Origin of the sequence: Micromonospora sp. S-DT3-3-22 (genome assembly GCF_015354745.1) — a bacterium.
In the GTDB taxonomy this organism is placed as follows: Bacteria; Actinomycetota; Actinomycetes; order Mycobacteriales; family Micromonosporaceae; genus Micromonospora; species Micromonospora wenchangensis.
Genome location: NZ_JACGMO010000134.1, coordinates 1 through 21,006, shown reverse-complemented (window position 1 = coordinate 21,006; position 21,006 = coordinate 1). Strand labels below are relative to the sequence as shown.

The window sequence follows — 21,006 nt, the reverse complement described above, 5'->3', positions numbered from 1 at the left end:
CGGCCACCACCGGGCCGGCCGGCCGACGATGCCACCCCGGCGGCGGTCCGCGCCTGGTGGGACGGCCTCGCCCCGGCCCAACGGCGCTGGCTGGTGCTGCACGAACCGGCCCGGACCGGCCCGCGTGACGGGGTGCCGGCGGCGGCCCGGGACCAGGCGAACCGGCTGCTGCTGGCCGGGCACCGGGAGGCCCTGCTGGCCGAACGCCGGGCGTTGTCGGCCAGCGGGTCGGGTGGGCGCTCCGGGCTGCGCCGGATCGACCGGGCGCTGGCCGCCCTGGACGGGCTCGCCGGGCGGCTCGCCGCGACGACGGGACCCCGGCCGTACCTGCTCGGGCTCGACCCGCGCGGAGACGGCCGGGCGATCGTCGCGCTGGGCAACCCGGACCGGGCCCGCCGGGTGCTGACCTACGTGCCGGGGATGACCAGCGACCTCGCCGACGTCCCCGGTGAGCTGGGCCGGGCCGCCCGGGTGCAGGACCGGTGCACCGCCCTCGCCCCCGGCGAGGAGACGGCGGCGGTGCTCTGGCTGGACTACGACGCCCCCGACTTCCTGCCCGAGGCGTCCTCACCCGCCCAGGCCCGGGACGCCGGGCCCGACCTGCACCGCTTCCAGGAGGGGCTGCGCGCCACCCACGACGGGCCGCCGGCCCGGCAGACCGTGCTGGGGCACAGCTACGGCTCGCTGGTGGTGGGCAGCGCCGCCCGCGACCACGGGTTGGCCGCCGACGCGTTGGCCTTCGTCGGGTCACCGGGGGTGGGGGTGGACCGGGCCGGAGCGCTCGGCCTGCCACCGGGGCAGGTCTGGTCGAGCACCGCCGGCGACGACGTGATCCGGCTGGTCGAGCCGCCCCGGGAGCTGGCCGGTCGGGCGGTGCTGGCCACCTCGCCGCTGGCCAGCGCCGCCTCGCTGTTCCGCCCGGACGACCACCGACTGTGGTTCGGGCACGACCCGAGCGATCCGGGTTTCGGCGGCCGGACCTTCCCCAGCGGGTGGGGCGGCCACACCGGCTACTGGGAGCCCGACAACCCCGCTCTGGACGGGATGGCCCGGATCGTGCTCGGCCGGTGAGCGATGTCCTACTCCACGGTGACCGACTTCGCCAGGTTGCGCGGCTGGTCCACGTCGTGCCCCCGGGCGGCGGCGATCTCGGCCGCGAACACCTGCAACGGCACGGTGGTGACCAGCGGCGCGAGCAGGGTCGGCGTACGCGGCACGTAGATCAGGTGGTCGGCGTAGCGGACCACCGCCTCGTCGCCTTCCTCGGCGATCACGATGGTCCGGGCGCCCCGGGCCCGGACCTCCTGGATGTTGGAGACGACCTTGTCGTGCAGCATCCCCCGGCCGACCGGCGACGGCACCACGCAGATCACCGGGGTGCCCTTGTCGATCAGGGCGATCGGCCCGTGCTTCAGCTCACCGGCGGCGAACCCCTCGGCGTGCATGTACGCCAGCTCCTTGAGCTTGAGGGCACCCTCCAGGGCCACCGGGTAGCCGACGTGCCGGCCGATGAACAGCACCGTCGGCTCCGACTTCAGCTCCCGGGCCAGTTCCCGCACCGGCTCGATCCGGCCCAGCAGCTCCCGCAGCTTGCCCGGCATCTCCTGGAGCTGGGCCACCACCGCGCCGACCTCGTCGGCGAACTTGATCCCGCGTACCTGGGCCAGGTGCAGGCCGATCAGGTAGCAGGCGACCAGTTGGGTGAGGAACGCCTTGGTCGAGGCGACGGCGATCTCCGGGCCGCCGTGGGTGTAGAGCACCGCGTCGGACTCGCGCGGAATGGTGGAGCCGTTGGTGTTGCAGATGGCCAGCACCCGGGCCTTCTGCTCCTTGGCGTGCCGCAACGCCATCAGGGTGTCCATCGTCTCGCCGGACTGCGAGATCACCACGATCAGGGTGGACCGGTCGAGCACCGGGTCGCGGTAGCGGAACTCGCTGGCCAGTTCCACCTCGCAGGGGATGCGGGTCCAGTGCTCGATGGCGTACTTGGCGACCATGCCCGAGTGGTACGCGGTGCCGCAGGCCACGATGAAGATCTTGTCGACGTCGCGCAGGTCCTGGTCGCTGAGGCGGACCTCGTCGAGGGCGATCTCCCCGGTCTCGGTGAGCCGGCCCAGCAGGGTGTCCGCGATGGCCTGCGGCTGCTCCTCGATCTCCTTGAGCATGAACCAGTCGTAGCCGCCCTTCTCGGCGGCCGAGGAGTCCCAGTCGATGTGGAAGTCCTTGCCGGTGGCCGGCTGGCCGTCGAAGTCGGTGATCTCGATGCTGTCGGCGGTGATCAGGACGATCTGGTCCTGCCCCAGCTCGACCGCCTCGCGGGTGTGCTCGATGAACGCCGCCACGTCACTGGCCAGGTAGTTCTCCCCGTCGCCCCGGCCGACCACCAGCGGCGAGTTACGCCGGGCGCCGACCACCGCACCCGGGATGGCCGCGTCGACGGCGAGCAGGGTGAACGCGCCCTCCAGCCGCCGGCACACCACCCGCATCGCGGCGGCGAGCAGCTGCGGGCTGTCGGTGCCACCGGCCGCCCGCAGCTCGGCGAGCGCGTGGGAGAGCAGGTGGGCGGCGCACTCGGTGTCGGTGTCGCTGGTGAACTGGACGCCGTCGTCCTCCAGCTCGGCACGGAGCTTGGCGAAGTTCTCGATGATGCCGTTGTGGATCACGGCGACCCGGCCGTCGGGGGCCAGGTGCGGGTGGGCGTTGCGGTCGGTCGGGCCGCCGTGGGTGGCCCACCGGGTGTGGCCGATGCCGGTGGTGCCGTCACCGATGCCGACCGGGCTCGCGGCGCAGTCGTCGGGGTTGGTGGCGGCCCGCTCGGAGAGGACCTTCTCCAGGTTGGCCAGCTTGCCGGCCTTCTTCTCGGTGAGCAGCTCGTCGTCGCAGACGATCGCGACCCCGGCCGAGTCGTACCCCCGGTATTCCAGCCGCCGCAATCCGTCGAGCACGATGCCGAGCGCCGGGCGCGCGCCGGCGTAACCCACGATTCCACACATGGTTCGCAGCCTAACCCAGTTTCGCTCACCTCGTGTGCGCAGAAGCCGGGCAAACGATCACCGAATTTGAGCGATCGGGCGGTGACGGGCGGCAATCGGACGACCGTCACGCCCGTCCGGCCGTACGGGGTTGCGGCCGGCCCGCCGGTACGACAGTCTCTCGGCGACCCTGGAACGTCCCTGGGACGGCCCGCACGCCCCTTTCCTCCCTTTCCGTCCCCGGAGCAGCCATGTCCGACACGCCACCCCCCAGCGACCCCGCGCCCCCACCCGGCGACCCCGCTCCCGCGGCCAGCGATCCCACCCCTGCGGTCGGCGATCCGACGCCTCCGGCCTCCGGCAGCCCGGCCCCCTGGCCCACCGGCACCCCGGGCCCGTCCGCATGGGCCCCGCCGGACCCGCTCGCGGTCCCGCAGCCCTGGGCGGCCCCCGGCCCCTGGGCCCACGGATCGGCATCCGACCCCTCCGGTGCCGGCCACCCCGGCCCGACAGGCTCGACTTCTCCCTACCCGCACGGCTCGGCTTCCCCCGACCCGGTCGGCTCGAACTCCCCCGGCTCGGTCTCCCTCGGCACACCCGCCGATCCGCCGGCCAGCCCCGTCGATCCGTCCGGCACGCCCGGCGACTGGTCCGCCGGGAGCCCCGGGGGTCCGCCGCCCGCCGGCTGGCCCGGCGCGGTCCCGGGAGGCTGGCCCGGCGCGGCACCCGGAGGCTGGGCCGGCGCACCCGGAGCACCGCCCGGCCACGGCTGGCCCGGTTACGACCGGCCCGGCCCGGCCCCCGGTACGCCCGGTGCCGTCTGGCCCGCCGGGCCGCCCGGAACCCCCGCCGGGCCGCCCGCCGCCGGCTGGCCCGGGGGACCACCCGGTCACGGCTGGCCGCCGCCGGGTTATCCGCCACCGTTCGCCCACCCCGGGTACCCGTCGCCGGGCGGACGGTCCTCCACCGGCGCCGGTGCGGTCGTGGGCATCGTGGTCGCCGTGGTCGTGGTGCTCGCCCTCGTCGGCTGCGCCTGCTTCTGCGGGGGCGGTGCCCTGCTGGGCGGGACCGGGCCGGACACGGCGACCGAGGACCCCTACGGCCGGGGCTACTACGACGACGAACCGGAGCCGAGCTGGAGCCCGCCGCAGCCGTTCCAACCGTCCGCGCCCGCCACCCGGCCGGCCGACGGCCCCGGCCGGTACCCGGTGACGTACGAGGTGACCGGCACCGGCCCGGTGGACCTCCAGTTCTACGACGGGGACGGCTACTTCATCCAGCAGGAGAAGGTACGGCTGCCCTGGCGGATGGAGCTGCGTACCGACGATCCGAACCGGGTGCTGGTCAGCGCCGCCCGCTCCGACGGCAACCCGGGCGGGTTCCGGTGCGCCACCACCGTCGGCAACCGGCCCCGGGTCACCGACGTGGCCGGTCCGGACGACTGGCGGGTGCAGTGCCACGCCCGCCCGATCCGCTGACGACGCCGGATCAGCGGCGGAAGCCGGATCAGGGGCAGACGCCGGCTCGGTGCGGCAAGCCCGAGCAGGGGCGGACGCCGGATCAGGGGCGGAAAGGCCGTGACGAGCCCTGGTGGCAGGAGCGGTCGCGGGCCGTAGGCTGACGGGCGTGACGACGCCTACCGATGTCGACCCGCTGGTGGCCCGGATGCGTCCGTTCGGGACGACCGTCTTCGCCGAGATGTCCGCGCTCGCCGTCCGGACCGGTGCGGTCAACCTGGGCCAGGGCTTCCCGGACACCGACGGGCCGCCGGAGATGCTGGCCGCCGCCGCCGAGGCGCTGCGCTCCGGGCACAACCAGTACCCGCCCGGCCCGGGGGTGCCCGTGCTGCGCCGGGCCGTCGCCGAGCACCAGCTCCGCTTCCACGGCCTGACGTACGACCCGGACGGCGAGGTGATCGTCACCGCCGGGGCCACCGAGGCGATCGCCGCCAGCATCCTCGCGCTCTGCGAGCCGGGCGACGAGGTGATCTGCTTCGAGCCGTACTACGACTCGTACGCGGCGTCGGTCGCCCTGGCCGGGGCGGTACGGCGGCCGGTGACGCTGCGCCCCGGCGACGACGGCCGGTACGCCTTCGACCCGGACGAGCTGCGGGCCGCGTTCGGGCCGCGTACCCGGCTGGTGCTGCTGAACTCGCCGCACAACCCGACCGGGAAGGTCTTCACCGCACCGGAGCTGACCCTGGTCGCCGACCTCTGCCGGGAACACGACGTGTACGCGGTCACCGACGAGGTGTACGAGCACCTCGTCTTCACCGACGCCGCCGCCACGCACCTGCCGCTGGCCACCCTGCCGGGGATGTGGGAACGCACCCTGCGCATCTCGTCGGCCGGCAAGACCTTCTCCTGCACCGGCTGGAAGGTGGGCTGGGTCAGTGGGCCCGCCCCGCTGGTCTCGGCGGTGCTGCGGGTCAAGCAGTTCCTCACCTACGTCAACGCCGCGCCGCTGCAACCGGCGGTGGCCGTGGCGCTGGCCCTGCCCGACGACTACTACACCGGCTTCCGCGACAGCCTCCAACGGCAGCGGGACCTGCTGATCGGTGGCCTGACCGACGCCGGGTTCGCGGTGCTCACCCCGGAGGGGACGTACTTCGTCACCGCCGACATCACCGGCCTCGGCGGTCGGGACGGGCTGGAGTTCTGCCGTTCCCTGCCGGAACGCTGCGGCGTGGTGGCGGTGCCAACCCAGGTCTTCTACGACGACGCCGAGGCGGGCCGCCGGCTGGTCCGGTTCGCCTTCTGCAAGCGCCCGGAGGTGCTGACCGAGGCGGCCGGCCGACTGCGCGCCCTGGCTGCCGCGCGCTGAACCGGCGGCGGCCGGCGGACGGCGGACGGCGGACGGCGGACGGCGGACCGAGGTCGGTCAGCTGGCGGGGCTGGCGGTGCGGACCTGCTCGGCGATCCGCTCGGCCACCGACCGGGCGGCTTCCTCGGTGCCGGCCTCGACCATCACCCGGACCAGCGGTTCGGTGCCGGACGGGCGCAGCAGTACCCGACCGGTCTCCCCCAGCTCGGCCTCGGCCCGTTCGACCTCGGCCTTGACGGCGGGTGCGGCGGCACCGACGGTACGGTCGCCGACCGGCACGTTGATCAGCACCTGCGGCAGCTTGGTGACCACCGAGGCCAGCTCGGCCAGGGACCGGCCGGTGGCCGCCATCCGGGCCATCAGGTGCAGACCGGTGAGCACCCCGTCGCCGGTGGTGGCGTGCGCGGGCATGACGAGGTGGCCGCTCTGCTCGCCGCCGAGGGCGAGGCCGGAGGCGCGCAGCTCCTCCAGCACGTACCGGTCGCCGACCTTGGTCTCGACCAGCCGGATGCCCTGCGCGGACATGGCCAGCCGCAGGCCGAGGTTGCTCATCACGGTGGCGACCAGGGTGTCCCGGGTCAGCTCGCCGGCGTCGCGCAGGGCCAGCGCGAGGATCGCCATCAGCTCGTCGCCGTCGACCTCCTCGCCGTCGGCGTTGACCGCGACGCAGCGGTCGGCGTCGCCGTCGTGGGCGAGGCCCAGGTGCGCGCCGTGCTCGACCACGGCGGCCCGCAGGCCGTCGAGGTGGTTGGAGCCGCACTCGTCGTTGATGTTGAGGCCGTCCGGCTCGGCGTGGATCGCGATGACCTCGGCGCCCGCCTCCCGGTAGGCCACCGGGGCGACCTCGGCGGCGGCCCCGTTGGCGCAGTCGACCACCACCTTGATCCCGTCGAGGCGGTGCGGCACGGTGCCGACGAGGTGCTGCACGTAGTGGTCGGCGCCGTCGAGCAGGTCGTGCACCCGGCCGACGCCGGCACCCACGGGGCGGTTCCAGGCGGTGGTGGCGTTGGCCTCGACGGCCGCCTCGATCCGCAGCTCGATCTCGTCGGGCAGCTTGTGCCCACCGGCGGCGAAGAGCTTGATCCCGTTGTCCGGCATCGGGTTGTGCGAGGCGGAGAGCATCACGCCCAGGTCGGCCTTGGCCTCGGCGGTCAGGAACGCCACGGCGGGGGTGGGCAGCACGCCGACCCGGACGACGCTGGCCCCGGCGCTGGTGAGGCCGGCGACCACGGCGGCCTCCAGCATCTCGCCGCTGGCCCGGGTGTCCCGGCCGACGACGGCCAGTGGCGGGTGGCTGCGGTCCGACTCGGCCAGTGTGTGCGCGGCGGCCACGGCCACCGCGAGCGCCAGTTCCGGGGTGAGGTCGACGTTCGCCCGCCCGCGTACGCCGTCCGTGCCGAACAACCGACCCATACCCGCCAACCTCCGGTGCGACTGCGATGAGTGGAGAAAGCGGAACGGCCGGGCCACCTCCCGCGAGGGGAGGCGGACCCGGCCGTCCGTCAGAAGTACAACGCGCTGTCGGTGATCAGCGCTTCGAGTACTGAGGTGCCTTACGGGCCTTCTTGAGACCGTACTTCTTGCTCTCCTTGACCCGGGCGTCCCGGGTGAGGAAGCCGGCCTTCTTCAGGGCCGGGCGGTCGTCCGGCTCGCTGACGATCAGCGCGCGGGCGATGGCCAGCCGCAGCGCACCGGCCTGGCCGGTGGTGCCGCCGCCCCGCAGGTTGGCGATGACGTCGAACGCCTCGGGCTTCTCGGCGGTGACCAGCGGGTCCTTGATGAGCTGCTGGTGCACCTTGCTCGGGAAGTAGGCCTCCAGGTCACGACCGTTACAGGTGATCTTGCCGCTGCCGGGGACGATGCGGACCCGGACGATGGCCTCCTTGCGGCGGCCGACGGTCTGGATCGGGCGGTCACCACGCGGCGCGCGGGCGACGGGCGCGGGGGCCTCGGTGGCCTCGGGGGCGACCTCGGTCTCGGTGATGTCGGTCATGCTGTTTCCTTCGCCCTCGCTCACTGCGCGATCTGCTTGATCTCGAACGGCACCGGCTGCTGCGCCAGGTGCGGGTGCTCGGCACCGGCGTAGACCTTCAGCTTCTTGATCAGCTGACGGCCCAGCTTGTTGTGCGGGAGCATGCCCTTCACGGCCAGCTCGATCGCCCGCTCGGGCCGCTTGGTCAGCAGCTCCTCGTAGCCGACCTGCTTGAGGCCGCCCGGGTAACCGGAGTGCCGGTAGGCGACCTTGGTCTGCCGCTTGTTGCCGGTCAGCGCCACCTTGCCCGCGTTCACGATGACGACGAAGTCGCCCGTGTCGACGTGCGGCGCGAAAGTCGGCTTGTGCTTGCCGCGCAGCAGCGTGGCGGCGTGGGTGGCCAGGCGGCCCAGCACGACATCAGAGGCGTCGATAACGTGCCACTGACGCTCGATCTCACCCGGCTTCGGGCTGTACGTACGCACAGGTCTACCTTGTCTCGTCGTCGGTCTGGGGTCGCGCGCCGAGGTGACCAGAGGCTTCCCGGCCGGACCAGCGCGCACGAACGACCAAGCGTACCTGAGCGGCACGCCTCTGGATGTCGTACAACAGCAGGCAACGATACCCGCCGCCCCGTCGGCTGGTCAAAACGGGGGGTCGACCGGTGTGGCCTGCGATTTTCTCGCATGACCAGGGTCACACCCCGGTCAGCCTACCCGGGCCGGGCCGCAGGTACACCGTCCAGGTCACCAGGAAGCAGAGCGCGTACCACCCGATGAAGGCCAGATAGGCGGCGTCGGCGTTGCCGGAGGCGAGGAAGGACTGCCGGAAGGCCACGTTCACCAGCACCCCGCCCGAGGCGCCGACCGCCCCGGCGATGCCGATCAGGGCCCCGGAGAGCCGCCGGGCCCGGCGCTGCGCGGCGGCGGGGTCGCCGGTCAGCTCCGCCTCGGCCGTCGCGCGGGCCCGGAAGATCGCCGGGATCATCTTGTACGTCGACCCGTTGCCGATGCCGGAGAAGACGAACAGCGACAGGAACCCGGCCAGGTAGAGCGGGAACGAGCGCTCCCGGGCGGCGAAGAGCACCAGGCTGGCGCCGACGGCCATGGCGACGAAGTTCCAGAAGGTCACCCGGGCCCCGCCGAGCCGGTCGGCGAGTTGCCCGCCGACCGGGCGGATCAGCGAACCGATCAGCGGTCCGAGGAAGGTCAGCCAGGCCGCGTCGACCGGGGTGGGGAACCGCTCGGCGAACTGGAGCTGGAGCACCTGGCCGAAGGCGAACCCGAAGCCGATGAACGAGCCGAAGGTGCCCACGTAGAGCAGGGACATCACCCAGGTGTGCCGGTCGCGGGCGGCCTCGCGCAGCGCGCCCGGCTCGTTGTGGGCGTCCGGGATGTTGTCCAGCCAGCGGGCGGCGGCGAGCGCGGCCAGCACGATCAGCGGCAGGTAGACCGCCGGCACCAGCCGGGGGTACGCGGCCCCGGCGGTGGCCAGCACCGCCAGCCCGACCAGTTGCACCGCCGGTACGCCGAGGTTGCCGCCGCCGGCGTTGAGCCCGAGCGCACGGCCCTTGAGCCGGTCGGGGAAGAACAGGTTGATGTTCGCCATCGACGAGGCGAAGTTGCCCCCGCCGACCCCGGTCAGGCAGGCCAGCACCATCAGCGTGGTGTAGGACACCCCCGGCTCCAGCAGCACCGTCATCGGCACCGCCGGCACGAGCAGCAGCAGCGCGCTGACGATCGTCCAGTTCCGCCCGCCGAAGCGGGCCACCGCCAGGGTGTACGGCAGCCGCAGCACCGCCCCCAGCGCGGCCGGTACGGCGGTGAGCAGGAACTTTCCGGCCGGGTCGATGCCGTACGCCGGGCCGAGGAAGAGCACGGTGACCGACCAGAGGCTCCACACCGAGAAGCCGACGTGCTCGGCGAAGATCGACACCCAGAGGTTACGGCGGGCGACGGGCGCTCCGGTCGTCCGCCAGAAGGTGGGGTCCTCGGGACGCCAGTCGTCGAGCCGGTGCCGGCGTCCGGCGCTCCGGCCGGCCGGCGGGTCGACGGCGGTCGACGGGTCGGCCTCCGGCGGTGCGTCGGTGGTGCCCGGCGGGTCGACGGCGGAGTTGCTGCTGCTGGCGAGCGAGCTCACGACGATTCCTCCTCATCGATATGAGGAGGATGGTAGGCAGAGCCGGTTTCCCGGTGGTGGCCCGGTTGGGTCGTTCCGGAAACGGGAATCGCACGTCGCCCGGCGGCCTGCGGTGAGGTGGTCAGAGCTCCTGGAGGATGCGCAACGCGCGGTTCACCCGCTGCATGGTCTCGGTGTCGGCGACGTCCACGCACTCGGTGAACCACTTCTTCATCGGCGCGGACAGCCGGTCGGGCATGACCACGTTGTCGCCCATCGGCACGGCGAGCGGGGAGTCACGCAGCAGCGCGGTCTCGACCACCTCGGCGACGATCACGATCGGCACGTCGGTGGAGTTGTAGACGTCGGAGCTGATCACCAGGCCGAGCCGTTCCCGGGCGCCCTCGATGCGCCAGACCTCTCCCCTACGCAGCACGTGGGCGACGACCGAACAGCACGTCGGCGACCATCCCCACCTCGCGGGCCTCGGCGAGGGCCGCGGATTCCAGGTCGAGCCCGGCCCGGCCGACCGCCTCGGCGTGCGCGGTGAACACCTCCCGCAGGGCCTTCTCCCGGGCGGCCTGGTCCATCCAGGCGGAGAGGGACAGGCCCTCCCGCTTGGCGAACCGGCGGGCCTCCTCGATCGTCTCGTCCGAGAACGAGAGGGTCACCTTGGCAGTCATGCCGCCGATCCTACCCCTGGTATGACCGCTGGTCATCCCCATGCACCGGTGGACCGCCCACGGGACAGGCCCGGCCGGGGTGGCCCGGGTCAGGCCGGGCGGTGGCCGCCGAAGACGGCAAACCGCCACGCCTTGTAGAAGCAGTCCACGTCGACCAGGCCGGCGTCGGCCAGCCACCGGCACTGGTCGGCGACCGACGCCGGGCGGTCGTGCCGCATCCGCTCCCGGGCGGCGGCGATCTCGTCGGCGTCCGAGCCACGCGCGGCGGTGTGCGCCAGCCAGACGTCGTCGTACCGGCGGTCCAGCGTCGGGGTGGGGCCGGCGACCTGCTCGGCGTTGACGAACACCCCGCCGGGGACGAGCGCGTCGGCCGCCCGCCGGTAGAGCGCCCGCTTGCCGTCGTCGTCGAGGTGGTGCACGGCCAGCGCGGAGACCACCGCGTCGTACCGGCCGGCGGGCAGCGGCTCGGCCAGGTCGGCCACGACGGTGCGGTGCGCCACCCCCCGGGCGGTCAGCCCGTCGGCGGCCACCGCGAGCATCCGCGCGGCCCCGTCGACCAGGGTCACCCGCACCCCGGGCAGCGCCGCGGTGAGCAGCAGCGAGAGCAGCCCGGTGCCGGCGCCCAGGTCGAGCACCTCGGGGGTACGGCCGGCGGCGAGCGCGGCCCGCAGCGGTGGGGCGGCCACCTCGACGGCGGTGCCGTAGAAGTCGTCGAAACAGGGGACGAGCCGGCGGCGGGCCTGATCGTAGGAGCCCGCCACCGCATCGAAGGCCGCCGTCACGTCCACGATCCACCTCTCTCACATATTAAGATTGTTGTCCCACATCATAGACCCTACCGTCCGGTCCGACACCCCCGTGCGGTGTGAACCGCTCTTGACAGGACCGAAACAGAAGGGACCCCAGTCGGAAACCGCCCGGCGGCACGCTTTGCGGACATGACAGACGGTGCACGCGCCGCGACACGAACGGGGCCCCCACCCCGGGAGGCGGAGACGCACTGCCCGTACTGCGCGCTCCAGTGCGGCATGGTCCTGCGGGACGCCGACGACGGCCGGATCGAGGTCCAGCCCCGACAGTTCCCCACCAACCGGGGCGGGCTGTGCCAGAAGGGCTGGACCGCCGCCGACCTGCTCGACCACCCCGACCGGTTGACCACCCCGCTGGTCCGCGACCCGGCGGGCACGCTGCGCCCGGCGAGCTGGGAGACCGCGCTGGAGCGGATCGTCGACGGGCTGCGCGCCGTCCAACGGACGCACGGCCGGGACGCGGTCGCCGTCTTCGGCGGCGGCGGGCTCACCAACGAGAAGGCGTACGCCCTCGGCAAGTTCGCCCGGGTGGCGCTGCGCACCCGGCACATCGACTACAACGGCCGGTGGTGCATGTCCTCGGCCGCGGCGGCCGGACTGCGCGCCTTCGGCGTCGACCGGGGGCTGCCGTTCCCGCTGACCGACCTGGGCCGCACCGACACCCTGCTGCTGGTCGGGGCGAACCCGGCCGAGACCATGCCGCCGCTGATGCGCCACCTGACCGACCAGCGGGCCCGGGGCGGCCGGCTGATCGTGGTCGACCCCCGGTTCACCGCCACCGCCCGGCAGGCCGACCTGCACCTGCAACCACTGCCCGGCACCGACCTCGCGGTCGCCAACGCGCTGCTGCACATCGCACTCACCGAGGGACTGATCGACCGGGAGTACGTCGCCACCCGCACCGAGGGCTTCGACGCGGTACGCCGTACCGTCGCCGAGTACTGGCCGGCCGAGGTGGAACGGCTCTCCGGGGTGCCGGTGGCCGACCTGGAGGCGACCGCCCGCGCGCTCGGCACCGCCGGTTCGGCGATCATCCTCACCGCCCGGGGCGCCGAACAGCACGCCAAGGGCGTCGACACGGTCAGCGCCTACGTCAACCTCGCCCTCGCCCTCGGCCTGCCCGGCCGCCCGCACTCCGGGTACGGCTGCCTCACCGGCCAGGGCAACGGCCAGGGTGGACGCGAGCACGGCCAGAAGGCCGACCAGCTCCCCGGCTACCGCAAGATCGACGATCCGGCCGCCCGCGCCCACGTCGCCGGGGTCTGGGGCGTCGACCCGGCCGACCTGCCCGGTCCCGGGGTGCCCGCCTACCAGCTGCTCGACGCGCTCGGCACCCCCGACGGCCCCCGCGCGCTGCTGGTCTTCGGCTCCAACCCGGTGGTCTCCGCCCCCCGCGCCGCCCGGGTCGAATCCCGGCTGCGCGGGCTGGACCTGCTGGTGGTGGCCGACTTCCTGCGCTCCGAAACGGCCGAACTGGCCGACGTCGTGCTCCCGGTGGCCCAGTGGGCCGAGGAGGACGGCACGATGACCAATCTGGAGGGTCGGGTGCTGCGCCGCCGCGCGCTGCGTCCACCGCCTCCCGGCGTCCGCACCGACCTGGCCGTCCTCGCCGACCTCGCGGCCCGCCTCGACACCCCCGACGACCCGGTGCCGGCCGGCCCGGCGAAACCGGCTGCGGACCGCTTCCCCACCGACCCGAGGGTCGTCTTCGCCGAGCTGCGCCGGGCCTCCGCCGGTGGCGTCGCCGACTACGCCGGGGTCAGCTGGGAACGGATCGAATCCGCCGACGGGGTCTTCTGGCCGTGCCCCGACCCGGACGGCCCGGACTCCCCCCGGCTCTTCGCCGACACGTTCCCCACCCCGACCGGCCGGGCCCGGTTCCACGCCGTCCGGCACCGGCCGGCGGCCGAGCCGGTCTGCGCCGACTATCCGCTGCACTTCACCACCGGGCGGGTGCTCGCCCAGTACCAGTCCGGCACCCAGACCCGACGGGTCGACGCGCTGCGCCGGGCCGCCCCGCACGGCTTCGTCGAACTGCACCCCGACCTGGCCGCCCGGCTCGGGGTCGGCGACGGCGACGAGGTACGGGTCGCCTCCCGCCGGGGTGAGCTGCGGGCGCCGGCCCGACTCAGCCCGACCATCCGGCCGGACACCGTCTTCGCCCCGTTCCACTGGCCCGGGGCGGCCCGCGCCAACTCGGTCACCAACGACGCCCTCGACCCGGTCTCCGGGATGCCCGAGTTCAAGATCTGCGCGGTCCGGGTGGAGCGGGCATGACCGGCCACATCGTGATCGTCGGGTACGGCATGGCCGGCGCCCGGCTCGCCACCGAACTGCACGCCCGCAACGGGGACCGCAAGGTCACCGTGCTCGGGGCGGAGCCGCACCGGGCGTACAACCGGATCATGCTGTCCACGCTGCTCGCCGGCAAGGTCGACGAGCCCGACGTGGAGCTGGCCGAGGTCGCCGGGCAGGGCACCGACGTGCGGACCGGCGCGGCGGTCACCGCGATCGACCGGGCGGCCCGCACGGTGCGCACCCCCGACGGCGACGTCGACTACGACCACCTGGTCCTCGCCACCGGCAGCCGGGCGGTGGTGCCCCCGCTGGCCGGCCTCGACCCGGCCGCCCTGCCGCCCCGGGTGGCCGTCTTCCGCACCCTGGCCGACTGCCGTCGCATCCTCGCCACCGCCCGGTCGGCGCGCACCGCGCTGGTGCTCGGCGGTGGGCTGCTCGGCCTGGAGGCGGCCCGTGGCCTCGCCGCCCGGGGGCTCGCGACGACCGTGGTCCACCCCCACCCGTACCTGATGGAACGGCAGCTCGACCCGGCCGCCGGCGCGGTGCTCGCCGGCACGCTGGCCGGGCTCGGCGTCGCCACCCGGCTGGGCGTCCCGGCGACCGGGCTGGCCGCCGACCCCGACGGGGTCCGGCTCGACCTGGCCGACGGCACCGCCCTGCACACCGATCTGCTGGTGCTCTCCTGCGGGGTCCGCCCCGACACCGAGCTGGCCGCCGCCGCCGGGCTGACCGTCGACCGGGGGGTGCTGGTCGACGACCGGCTGCGCACCGGCGACGAGGCGATCTCGGCGATCGGCGACTGCGCCCGCCCACCCGGCGAGGGCCCGGCCGGGCTGGTCGCACCCGCCTGGGCGCAGGCCCGGGTGGTGGCCCGGCTGCTCACCGGGGAGGACCCCGCCGCCCGCTACCGGCCCCGGCCGGTGGTGACCCGGCTCAAGGCCGCCGGGATCGACCTGGCCTCGATGGGCGACCCGGCCGGTGGCCCCGGCGAGGAGCTGACCTTCAGCGACCCGGCCCGGGGCACGTACGCCCGGCTGCGCATCCACCACGACCGGCTCACCGGGGCGATCCTGCTCGGTGACAACCCGTCGGTCGGCACGGTGGTGCAGCTCTTCGACCGGGGCGCCCCGGTCCCCACCGACCGGCGGGCACTGCTGCTCGGCCGGTCGCTCGGCGCTCCCGCCACCCCCGTCGCCTCCCCGGCGCTGATGCCGGACACGGCGACCGTCTGCCAGTGCAACGACGTCGACAAGGGCACCCTGGTCCGCTGCTGGCAGGCCGGCGCCCGGACGGTCGACGAGGTGACCGCCGCGACCCGGGCCGGAACCGGCTGCGGTGGCTGCCGGCAGGCCGTCGGCGGCATCGTCGACTGGCTGTCCGAGGCGGACTCGGCGCGGACGCCCCGATGACCGTGATGACACCACGAGGAGGTGACCCGATGACCGGAGGACGTTTGGTCGTCGTCGGCAACGGCATGGTCGGGCAGCGGTTCGTCGAGGCGTTGCGCGCCCGCGACCACGACCGGCGCTGGCAGGTGACGGTGCTCGCCGAGGAATCCCGCCCGGCGTACGACCGGGTGCGGCTGTCCGCGTTCTTCGACGGGGTCAGCGCCGAGGAACTGAACCTGCACACCCCCGACGACGGGGTGGAGCTGCGTCTCGGCGAGCCGGTCACCGGTATCGACCGGGACCGGCGGGTGGTGACCACCGCCACCGGGGTGCACCCGTACGACGCGCTGGTGCTGGCCACCGGGTCGTACCCGTTCGTCCCGCCGGTGACCGGCACCGACCTGCCGGGTGTCTTCGTCTACCGCACCCTCGACGACCTGGCGGCGATCCGGGCGCACGCCCGGGGCCGGTCGACCGGCGCGGTGATCGGCGGTGGCCTGCTCGGGCTGGAGGCCGCCAACGCGCTACGGCTGCTGGGGCTGCGCACCCACGTGGTGGAGTTCGCGCCCCGGTTGATGCCGGTGCAGGTCGACGAGGCGGGCGGGGCGATGCTGCGCCGCTACGTCGAGGAGCTGGGCGTCACCACCCACCTCGGGGTGGGCACCACCGCGCTGCGGCCCGGCCCGGACGGCACGGTCGCCGCCCTGGACCTCTCCGACGGCGGCACGGTCGACGCCGACCTGGTCGTGGTGGCCGCCGGCATCCGCCCACGCGACGAGCTGGCCCGCGCCGCCGGTCTGCCGCTGGGCCCGCGCGGCGGGGTGCTGGTCGACGCGGCCTGCCGCAGCGACGACGAGCGGATCTGGGCGGTCGGCGAGTGCGCCGCCGTGGACGGCACCTGCCACGGCCTGGTCGCCCCCGGGTACGCGATGGCCGAGGTGGTGGCCGACCGGCTGCTCGGCGGCGCGGCCACCTTCCCCGGCGCGGACAGCGCCACCAAACTCAAGCTGCTCGGCGTCGACGTGGCCTCGTTCGGTGACGCCCACGGCACCACCCCGGGCTGCCTGGACGTCACGTTCACCGACCCGGCCACCCGCTCGTACGCGAAGCTGGTCCTCTCCGACGACGCGCGGACGCTGCTCGGCGGGGTGCTGGTCGGGGACGCGACCGCCTACCCGACGCTGCGGGCCAGCGTCGGCGGGCCGCTGCCCGCTCCCCCGCTGGCGCTGCTGGCCCCGGCCGGCGAGGGCGGCGGCGGGGTGACCGCGCTGCCCGGCGCGGCGCAGGTCTGCTCGTGCAACGCGGTGACCCGGGACGACATCGACGCGGCGATCGCCGGTGGGGCGTGCGACGTGCCGGCGTTGAAGGCGTGCACCCGGGCCGGGACGAGCTGCGGCTCCTGCGTGCCGATGCTCAAACAGCTGCTCGACGCTGCCGGGGTGCAGCAGTCGACCGCCCTCTGCGAGCACTTCGACGTCAGCCGCCAGGAGTTGTTCGACATCGTCCGGGTGCGCGGCATCCGGACGTTCTCGCAGCTCGTCGCGGAGCACGGCCGGGGCCGGGGGTGCGACGTCTGCAAGCCGGTGGTGGCCTCGATCCTCGCCTCGCTGGGCACCGGGCACGTGCTCGACGGCGAGCAGGCGTCGTTGCAGGACACCAACGACCACTTCCTGGCCAACCTGCAACGCGACGGCAGCTACTCGGTGGTGCCCCGGATCCCGGGCGGCGAGATCACCCCGGACAAGCTGATCGTGATCGGTGAGGTGGCCCGCGACTTCCAGCTCTACACCAAAATCACCGGTGGGCAGCGGATCGACCTGTTCGGCGCCCGGGTCGAGCAGCTACCGCAGATCTGGCGGCGGCTGGTCGACGCCGGCTTCGAGTCCGGCCACGCGTACGGCAAGGCGCTGCGGACGGTGAAGTCCTGCGTCGGCGAGACCTGGTGCCGGTACGGGGTGCAGGACTCGGTCGGCCTGGCCGTCGCGCTGGAACTGCGCTACCGGGGGCTGCGCGCCCCGCACAAGCTCAAGTCCGCCGTCTCCGGCTGCGCCCGGGAGTGCGCCGAGGCACGCAGCAAGGACTTCGGCATCATCGCCACCGACACCGGCTGGAACCTCTACCTCGGCGGCAACGGCGGCTTCCGGCCCCGGCACGCCGACCTGTTCGCCACCGACCTGACCACCGAGGAACTGATCACGCTGATCGACCGGTTCCTGATGTTCTACGTCCGCACCGCCGACCGGCTGCAACGCACCGCCGCCTGGATCGAGGCGATGGACGGCGGCCTGGAACACCTCCGCTCGGTGATCGTCGACGACTCGCTCGGGCTCTGCGCCGAACTCGACGCGGCGATGGCCCGGCACGTCACGTCCTACTCCGACGAGTGGCGGGACGTGCTCGACGACCCCGACCGGCTGCGCCGGTTCACCTCGTTCGTCAACGCCCCCGACGTGCCGGACCCGTCGATCACCTTCGCCGTGGAACGCGGCCAGCCGGTGCCGACCCGCGACACCCGTCCCGCCGGGACCGCGCCACCCGACGCCGGCACGCCACCCGACGGGGCAGCCGCCCGCCGCCGGCAGCCGGTCGTCCTGGGCCTGCCGGAGGTGCGGCGATGAGCGGCACCGTCACCGTCGACTGGACCCCGGTGTGCCCGCTGGACCGGCTGGAGGCCGACCGGGGCGTCGCCGCCCTCGTCGACGGCGTCCAGGTGGCGATCTTCCGGCTCGACGACGAGCTGTTCGCGGTGGACAACCTCGACCCGCTCAGCGGCGCGTACGTGATGTCGCGGGGCATCGTCGGCAGCCGGGGCGGGGCGCCCACCGTCGCCTCCCCCCTGCACAAGCAGGTGTACGACCTGCGAACCGGGCTCTGCCTGGACCTGCCCGGGGTGACCCTGCCCCGGTACGACGTCCGCTGCCGGGACGGCCTGGTCGAGGTGCGGCTGCGACAGGAGGAGTGATGCGGGACGAACTGGCCGGCTTCACCATCGGGGTGACCGCCGACCGGCGACGCGACGAACTGGCCGCGTTGCTGGAACGGCGCGGTGCCCGGGTGGTGCTCGCCCCGGCCCTGCGGATCGTGCCGCTGGCCGACGACACCGACCTGCGGGACGCCACCCGGGCCTGCCTGGACCGGCCACCGGACGTGCTGATGGCGAACACCGGCATCGGCATGCGCGGCTGGCTGGAGGCGGCCGAGGGCTGGGGGTTGGCCGAGCCGTTGAAGAACGTGCTGTCCCGGGCCTACGTGGTGGCCCGGGGACCCAAGGCGCGGGGCGCGATCCGCGCCGCCGGACTGCACGACCAGTGGTCGCCGGCCTCGGAGAGCTGCGAGGAGGTGGTGGAGCACCTGTGCCGGCGCGGGGTGGCCGGGCAGGTGATCGCCATGCAACTGCACGGCGACCGGCAGCCGGAGTGCACCGAGGCGCTGGAGGCCGCCGGTGCGACCGTGATCGAGGTGCCGGTCTACCGGTGGGCCCCGCCGACCGACCCGGCCCCGCTGCACCGGCTGATCGACCTCGTCGCCGGCCGGCTGGTCGACGCCGTCACCTTCACCTCCGCCCCGGCGGCGGAGGCGCTGCTGCGGGCCGCCGGGGACCGGACCGAGACGGTGCTCGCCGCGTTGCGCGGGGACGTCCTGGTCAGCTGCGTCGGCGCGGTGACCGCCGAACCCCTGGTCCGGCGGGGGGTGCCGGTCAGCGCGCCGAGCCGCGCCCGGCTCGGCGCGCTGGTCCGCACCATCGTGGACGAACTGCCCCGCCGTACCGTCACCGTGAAGGCGGCCGGACACCTGCTGACCCTGCGCGGGCACGCCGCCGTCATCGACGGGGAACTGCGTCCGCTGGCCCCCGCCCCGATGGCGGTGCTGCGGGCGCTGGCCACCCGGCCCGGGCGGGTGCTGTCCCGGACCGAACTGCTGCGCACGCTGCCCCGGGGGGCCGACGAGCACGCGGTGGAGATGGCGGTGGCCCGGCTGCGGGTGGGGCTGCGGGCACCCCGGGTGGTGCAGACCGTGGTCAAGCGCGGCTACCGGCTCCGGGTGGAGTGACCCGGACGGCCCGCCCCACCGTCACGCGGCGGGGCGGGCCGGGTCGTCACCGGTCGGCTCAGCCCACCGGGGTGGGGAAACCCCGGCCGTGCTCGGCCTGGAGCCGGATCATGGCGTGCTCCACCACCGTCACCAGCACCTGCTTGACCGACTCGCGGTCCCGGGCGTCGCACATCACCAGCGGCACGTCCGCCGAGATGGCCAGCGCCTCGCGGACCTCCTCCGGCTCGTACAGGTCCGAGCCGTCGAACCGGTTCAGCGCGACCACGTACGGCAGTTTGCGGTTCTCGAAGTAGTCCAGCGGGGCGAAGGCGTCGGTGATCCGGCGGGTGTCCACCAGGACGGCGGCACCCACCGCCCCCCGGATGATCTCGTCCCACATGAACCAGAACCGGGTCTGGCCGGGGGTGCCGAACAGGTACAGGATCAGGTCCTGCGCCATGGTGATCCGGCCGAAGTCCATGGCGACCGTGGTGGTCTCCTTGCCGGGCACCTTCGACGGGTCGTCGATGCCGACACCGGCGGCGGTCATCAGCGCCTCGGTGGTCAGCGGAGTGATCTCGGAGATCGCCCCGACCAGGGTCGTCTTGCCCACGCCGAAGCCACCCGCGACCACGATCTTCGCGGAGACGATTCCCCGGCTCTGGCGCGACCCGGCGGGGTCATAGCCTGCGAAGTCCACTTAGCACCCTTCCAAGGATTTCCATTCGCTCCTCGAACCCCTCGGCGGGAGCGGCAGTGTGTAGCGTGAGCAGACCGTCGGCGACCAGGTCGGCGATCAGCACCCGGGCGACGCCCAGCGGCATCCGGGTGTACGCGGCGATCTCCGCCAGCGACTGCGCCCGTCCCTCGCAGACGGTGGCGATTCGGTACTTGTCGTGTCCGGCGAAGCGGGACTCGGCCACCTGGGTCGCGTTGGAGCTGAGCACCGCCTCCAGCGCGATGTCCCGGCTCGGTTCGGTGCGGCCCCGGGTGACCGCGTACGGACGTACCAGCGCTCCACGTGGGTCCCGCCGGGGGTCCATCCCTCGATCACCTCCTCCCGCCCGGGTCCGGGCCCGGATGCTTCGTCACTCGGACCGGACGCGGTCGCGCCCGGCCCACCCACCGCCCGTGGCTACGAGCGCACGGCGTCCCGGGGCAGCGGCACCAACGCCGCGCCCACCCGCTCGACCAGCAGCGCCATCTCGTAGCCGACCTGACCCACGTCACAGCTGCGGGCGGCGAGCACCGCCATCGACGAGCCGTCGCTGATCGACATCAGGAACAGGTAGCCGCTGTCCATCTCGATCACTGTCTGCAGCACCCCGCCAGCGCTGAACATCCGGGCGGCACCCTCGGTCAGACTCACCACGCCGGAGGTGATCGCCGCGAGCTGGTCGGCCCGGTCGGCGGGCAGGTCCCGCGAGGAGGCGAGCAGCAGCCCGTCCGCGGACACCGCCACCACGTGGGCGATACCCGCCACGCTGTCGGCGAAGTTGGTGAGCAGCCAACCCATGTCCTGCATGGCAGCTGGCCTGTTCATCGGTTCGTCTCCTTGGTCGAGGTGCTGTTGAGGTCCGCGCCCGCCGTGCGTCCGCGCTGTACGCCGCGGTGGTAGGCCGAGAGCAGGCCGCGTACTTCGTCGGGGGTGCGGCGGCTACGGTCCCGGCCGCCCTTCGGTTCGATCCCGCCGGGCACGAGCTGTGCCTGGGGTACCCGCTTGGGCAGGCCGGACCGGGTGGTGCCGGCGTTGGCCGGCTCGGCCGCCTGGCTGGCCCGGGTCCAGCCCTCGTCGGCCGCCGTCCGCCACGCGTCGGGATCGGTGCCCGGCGGGGTCGCCGGGGGGGCCTCGGGGGCGGCCGGCGGAGGTGTGCCGTACGTCGGCGACGCGGTGGCGGCCGGCGGTACGGG

Annotated in this window: 19 protein-coding genes and 1 pseudogene; 8 read left to right on the top strand and 12 right to left on the bottom strand. The window is 74.1% G+C overall.

Going from position 1 to position 21,006, the window contains the following annotated elements; genetic code table 11:
• A partial coding sequence (locus tag H1A17_RS28645; RefSeq protein ID WP_194823343.1) for an alpha/beta hydrolase occupies positions 1 to 1,071 on the top strand: 1,071 nt, incomplete at its 5' end.
• A gap of 8 nt (positions 1,072 to 1,079) precedes the next feature.
• Here the strand turns inward: H1A17_RS28645 and glmS are convergent.
• On the bottom strand, positions 1,080 to 2,993 hold the full coding sequence (glmS, locus tag H1A17_RS28640; protein ID WP_194823342.1) for a glutamine--fructose-6-phosphate transaminase (isomerizing): 1,914 nt from the start codon (positions 2,991 to 2,993) through the stop codon (positions 1,080 to 1,082).
• 962 nt (positions 2,994 to 3,955) lie between these two features.
• On the opposite strand from glmS, the gene H1A17_RS28635 reads away from it, so the two are divergent.
• On the top strand, positions 3,956 to 4,450 hold the full coding sequence (locus H1A17_RS28635) for a hypothetical protein (RefSeq protein ID WP_194823341.1): 495 nt from the start codon (positions 3,956 to 3,958) through the stop codon (positions 4,448 to 4,450).
• Positions 4,451 to 4,598: 148 nt separating this feature from the next.
• Complete coding sequence (locus H1A17_RS28630) at positions 4,599 to 5,795, top strand: pyridoxal phosphate-dependent aminotransferase (protein ID WP_145921719.1); 1,197 nt, start codon at positions 4,599 to 4,601, stop codon at positions 5,793 to 5,795.
• Positions 5,796 to 5,852: 57 nt separating this feature from the next.
• On the opposite strand, the gene glmM is transcribed toward H1A17_RS28630, so the two are convergent.
• The 7 genes from glmM to H1A17_RS28595 form a co-directional block, all read right to left on the bottom strand.
• Entirely contained in the window at positions 5,853 to 7,208 is a 1,356-nt protein-coding gene (gene glmM / locus H1A17_RS28625) for a phosphoglucosamine mutase (protein ID WP_145921720.1), read from the bottom strand.
• A 115-nt stretch (positions 7,209 to 7,323) separates the two neighbouring features.
• The gene (gene rpsI, locus H1A17_RS28620) at positions 7,324 to 7,788 is read right to left on the bottom strand and encodes a 30S ribosomal protein S9 (protein WP_088647409.1); all 465 of its coding nucleotides are present in this window, start codon (positions 7,786 to 7,788) and stop codon (positions 7,324 to 7,326) included.
• Positions 7,789 to 7,808: 20 nt separating this feature from the next.
• Complete coding sequence (gene rplM / locus H1A17_RS28615; protein ID WP_088647410.1) at positions 7,809 to 8,252, bottom strand: 50S ribosomal protein L13; 444 nt, start codon at positions 8,250 to 8,252, stop codon at positions 7,809 to 7,811.
• Between the two features lie 211 nt (positions 8,253 to 8,463).
• Positions 8,464 to 9,906, bottom strand: a complete 1,443-nt coding sequence (locus tag H1A17_RS28610; RefSeq protein ID WP_194823340.1) for a nitrate/nitrite transporter — start codon at positions 9,904 to 9,906, stop codon at positions 8,464 to 8,466.
• Positions 9,907 to 10,027: 121 nt separating this feature from the next.
• Complete coding sequence (locus H1A17_RS28605; RefSeq protein WP_145921721.1) at positions 10,028 to 10,321, bottom strand: type II toxin-antitoxin system PemK/MazF family toxin; 294 nt, start codon at positions 10,319 to 10,321, stop codon at positions 10,028 to 10,030.
• Positions 10,311 to 10,568: a DUF6364 family protein gene (locus H1A17_RS28600; protein WP_145921722.1), complete on the bottom strand. Its 258-nt coding sequence runs from the start codon at positions 10,566 to 10,568 to the stop codon at positions 10,311 to 10,313. The genes H1A17_RS28605 and H1A17_RS28600 overlap by 11 nt, the downstream gene beginning before the upstream one ends.
• An 89-nt stretch (positions 10,569 to 10,657) precedes the next feature.
• Positions 10,658 to 11,356, bottom strand: coding sequence for a class I SAM-dependent methyltransferase (locus H1A17_RS28595; protein ID WP_194823339.1), 699 nt, complete (start codon positions 11,354 to 11,356; stop codon positions 10,658 to 10,660).
• Between the two features lie 150 nt (positions 11,357 to 11,506).
• Here H1A17_RS28595 and H1A17_RS28590 point away from each other — a divergent pair, with 150 nt between their 5' ends.
• Genes H1A17_RS28590 through H1A17_RS28570 form a run of 5 tightly spaced genes read left to right on the top strand, consistent with a single transcriptional unit; the run spans position 11,507 to position 19,113 of the window.
• A complete protein-coding gene (locus tag H1A17_RS28590; protein ID WP_145921723.1) occupies positions 11,507 to 13,654 on the top strand; it encodes a molybdopterin oxidoreductase family protein in 2,148 nt (715 codons plus the stop codon).
• Positions 13,651 to 15,084 (top strand): FAD-dependent oxidoreductase, encoded by a 1,434-nt coding sequence (locus H1A17_RS28585; RefSeq protein ID WP_194823338.1) that lies wholly within the window; start codon positions 13,651 to 13,653, stop codon positions 15,082 to 15,084. The genes H1A17_RS28590 and H1A17_RS28585 overlap by 4 nt, the downstream gene beginning before the upstream one ends.
• A gap of 29 nt (positions 15,085 to 15,113) precedes the next feature.
• Positions 15,114 to 17,681 carry a nitrite reductase large subunit NirB gene (nirB, locus tag H1A17_RS28580; RefSeq protein WP_194823337.1) on the top strand — a complete coding sequence of 856 codons (2,568 nt, stop codon included), beginning with the start codon at positions 15,114 to 15,116 and terminating at the stop codon, positions 17,679 to 17,681.
• On the top strand, positions 17,678 to 18,025 hold the full coding sequence (gene nirD, locus H1A17_RS28575; RefSeq protein ID WP_145921726.1) for a nitrite reductase small subunit NirD: 348 nt from the start codon (positions 17,678 to 17,680) through the stop codon (positions 18,023 to 18,025). The genes nirB and nirD overlap by 4 nt, the downstream gene beginning before the upstream one ends.
• Entirely contained in the window at positions 18,025 to 19,113 is a 1,089-nt protein-coding gene (locus H1A17_RS28570; RefSeq protein ID WP_145921727.1) for a uroporphyrinogen-III synthase, read from the top strand. Before nirD ends, H1A17_RS28570 begins: the two co-directional genes overlap by 1 nt.
• A 58-nt stretch (positions 19,114 to 19,171) precedes the next feature.
• On the opposite strand, the gene H1A17_RS28565 is transcribed toward H1A17_RS28570, so the two are convergent.
• The 4 genes and pseudogenes from H1A17_RS28565 to H1A17_RS28550 all read right to left on the bottom strand — a co-directional run.
• Entirely contained in the window at positions 19,172 to 19,795 is a 624-nt protein-coding gene (locus tag H1A17_RS28565; protein WP_088647419.1) for an ATP/GTP-binding protein, read from the bottom strand.
• Positions 19,776 to 20,138 (bottom strand): DUF742 domain-containing protein, encoded by a 363-nt coding sequence (locus H1A17_RS28560; protein WP_088647420.1) that lies wholly within the window; start codon positions 20,136 to 20,138, stop codon positions 19,776 to 19,778. Before H1A17_RS28560 ends, H1A17_RS28565 begins: the two co-directional genes overlap by 20 nt.
• A gap of 92 nt (positions 20,139 to 20,230) precedes the next feature.
• A complete protein-coding gene (locus H1A17_RS28555) occupies positions 20,231 to 20,638 on the bottom strand; it encodes a roadblock/LC7 domain-containing protein (protein WP_030329975.1) in 408 nt (135 codons plus the stop codon).
• Positions 20,635 to 21,006: pseudogene (locus H1A17_RS28550) on the bottom strand (ATPase); the annotation flags it as partial. The pseudogene H1A17_RS28550 and the gene H1A17_RS28555, both read right to left, overlap by 4 nt.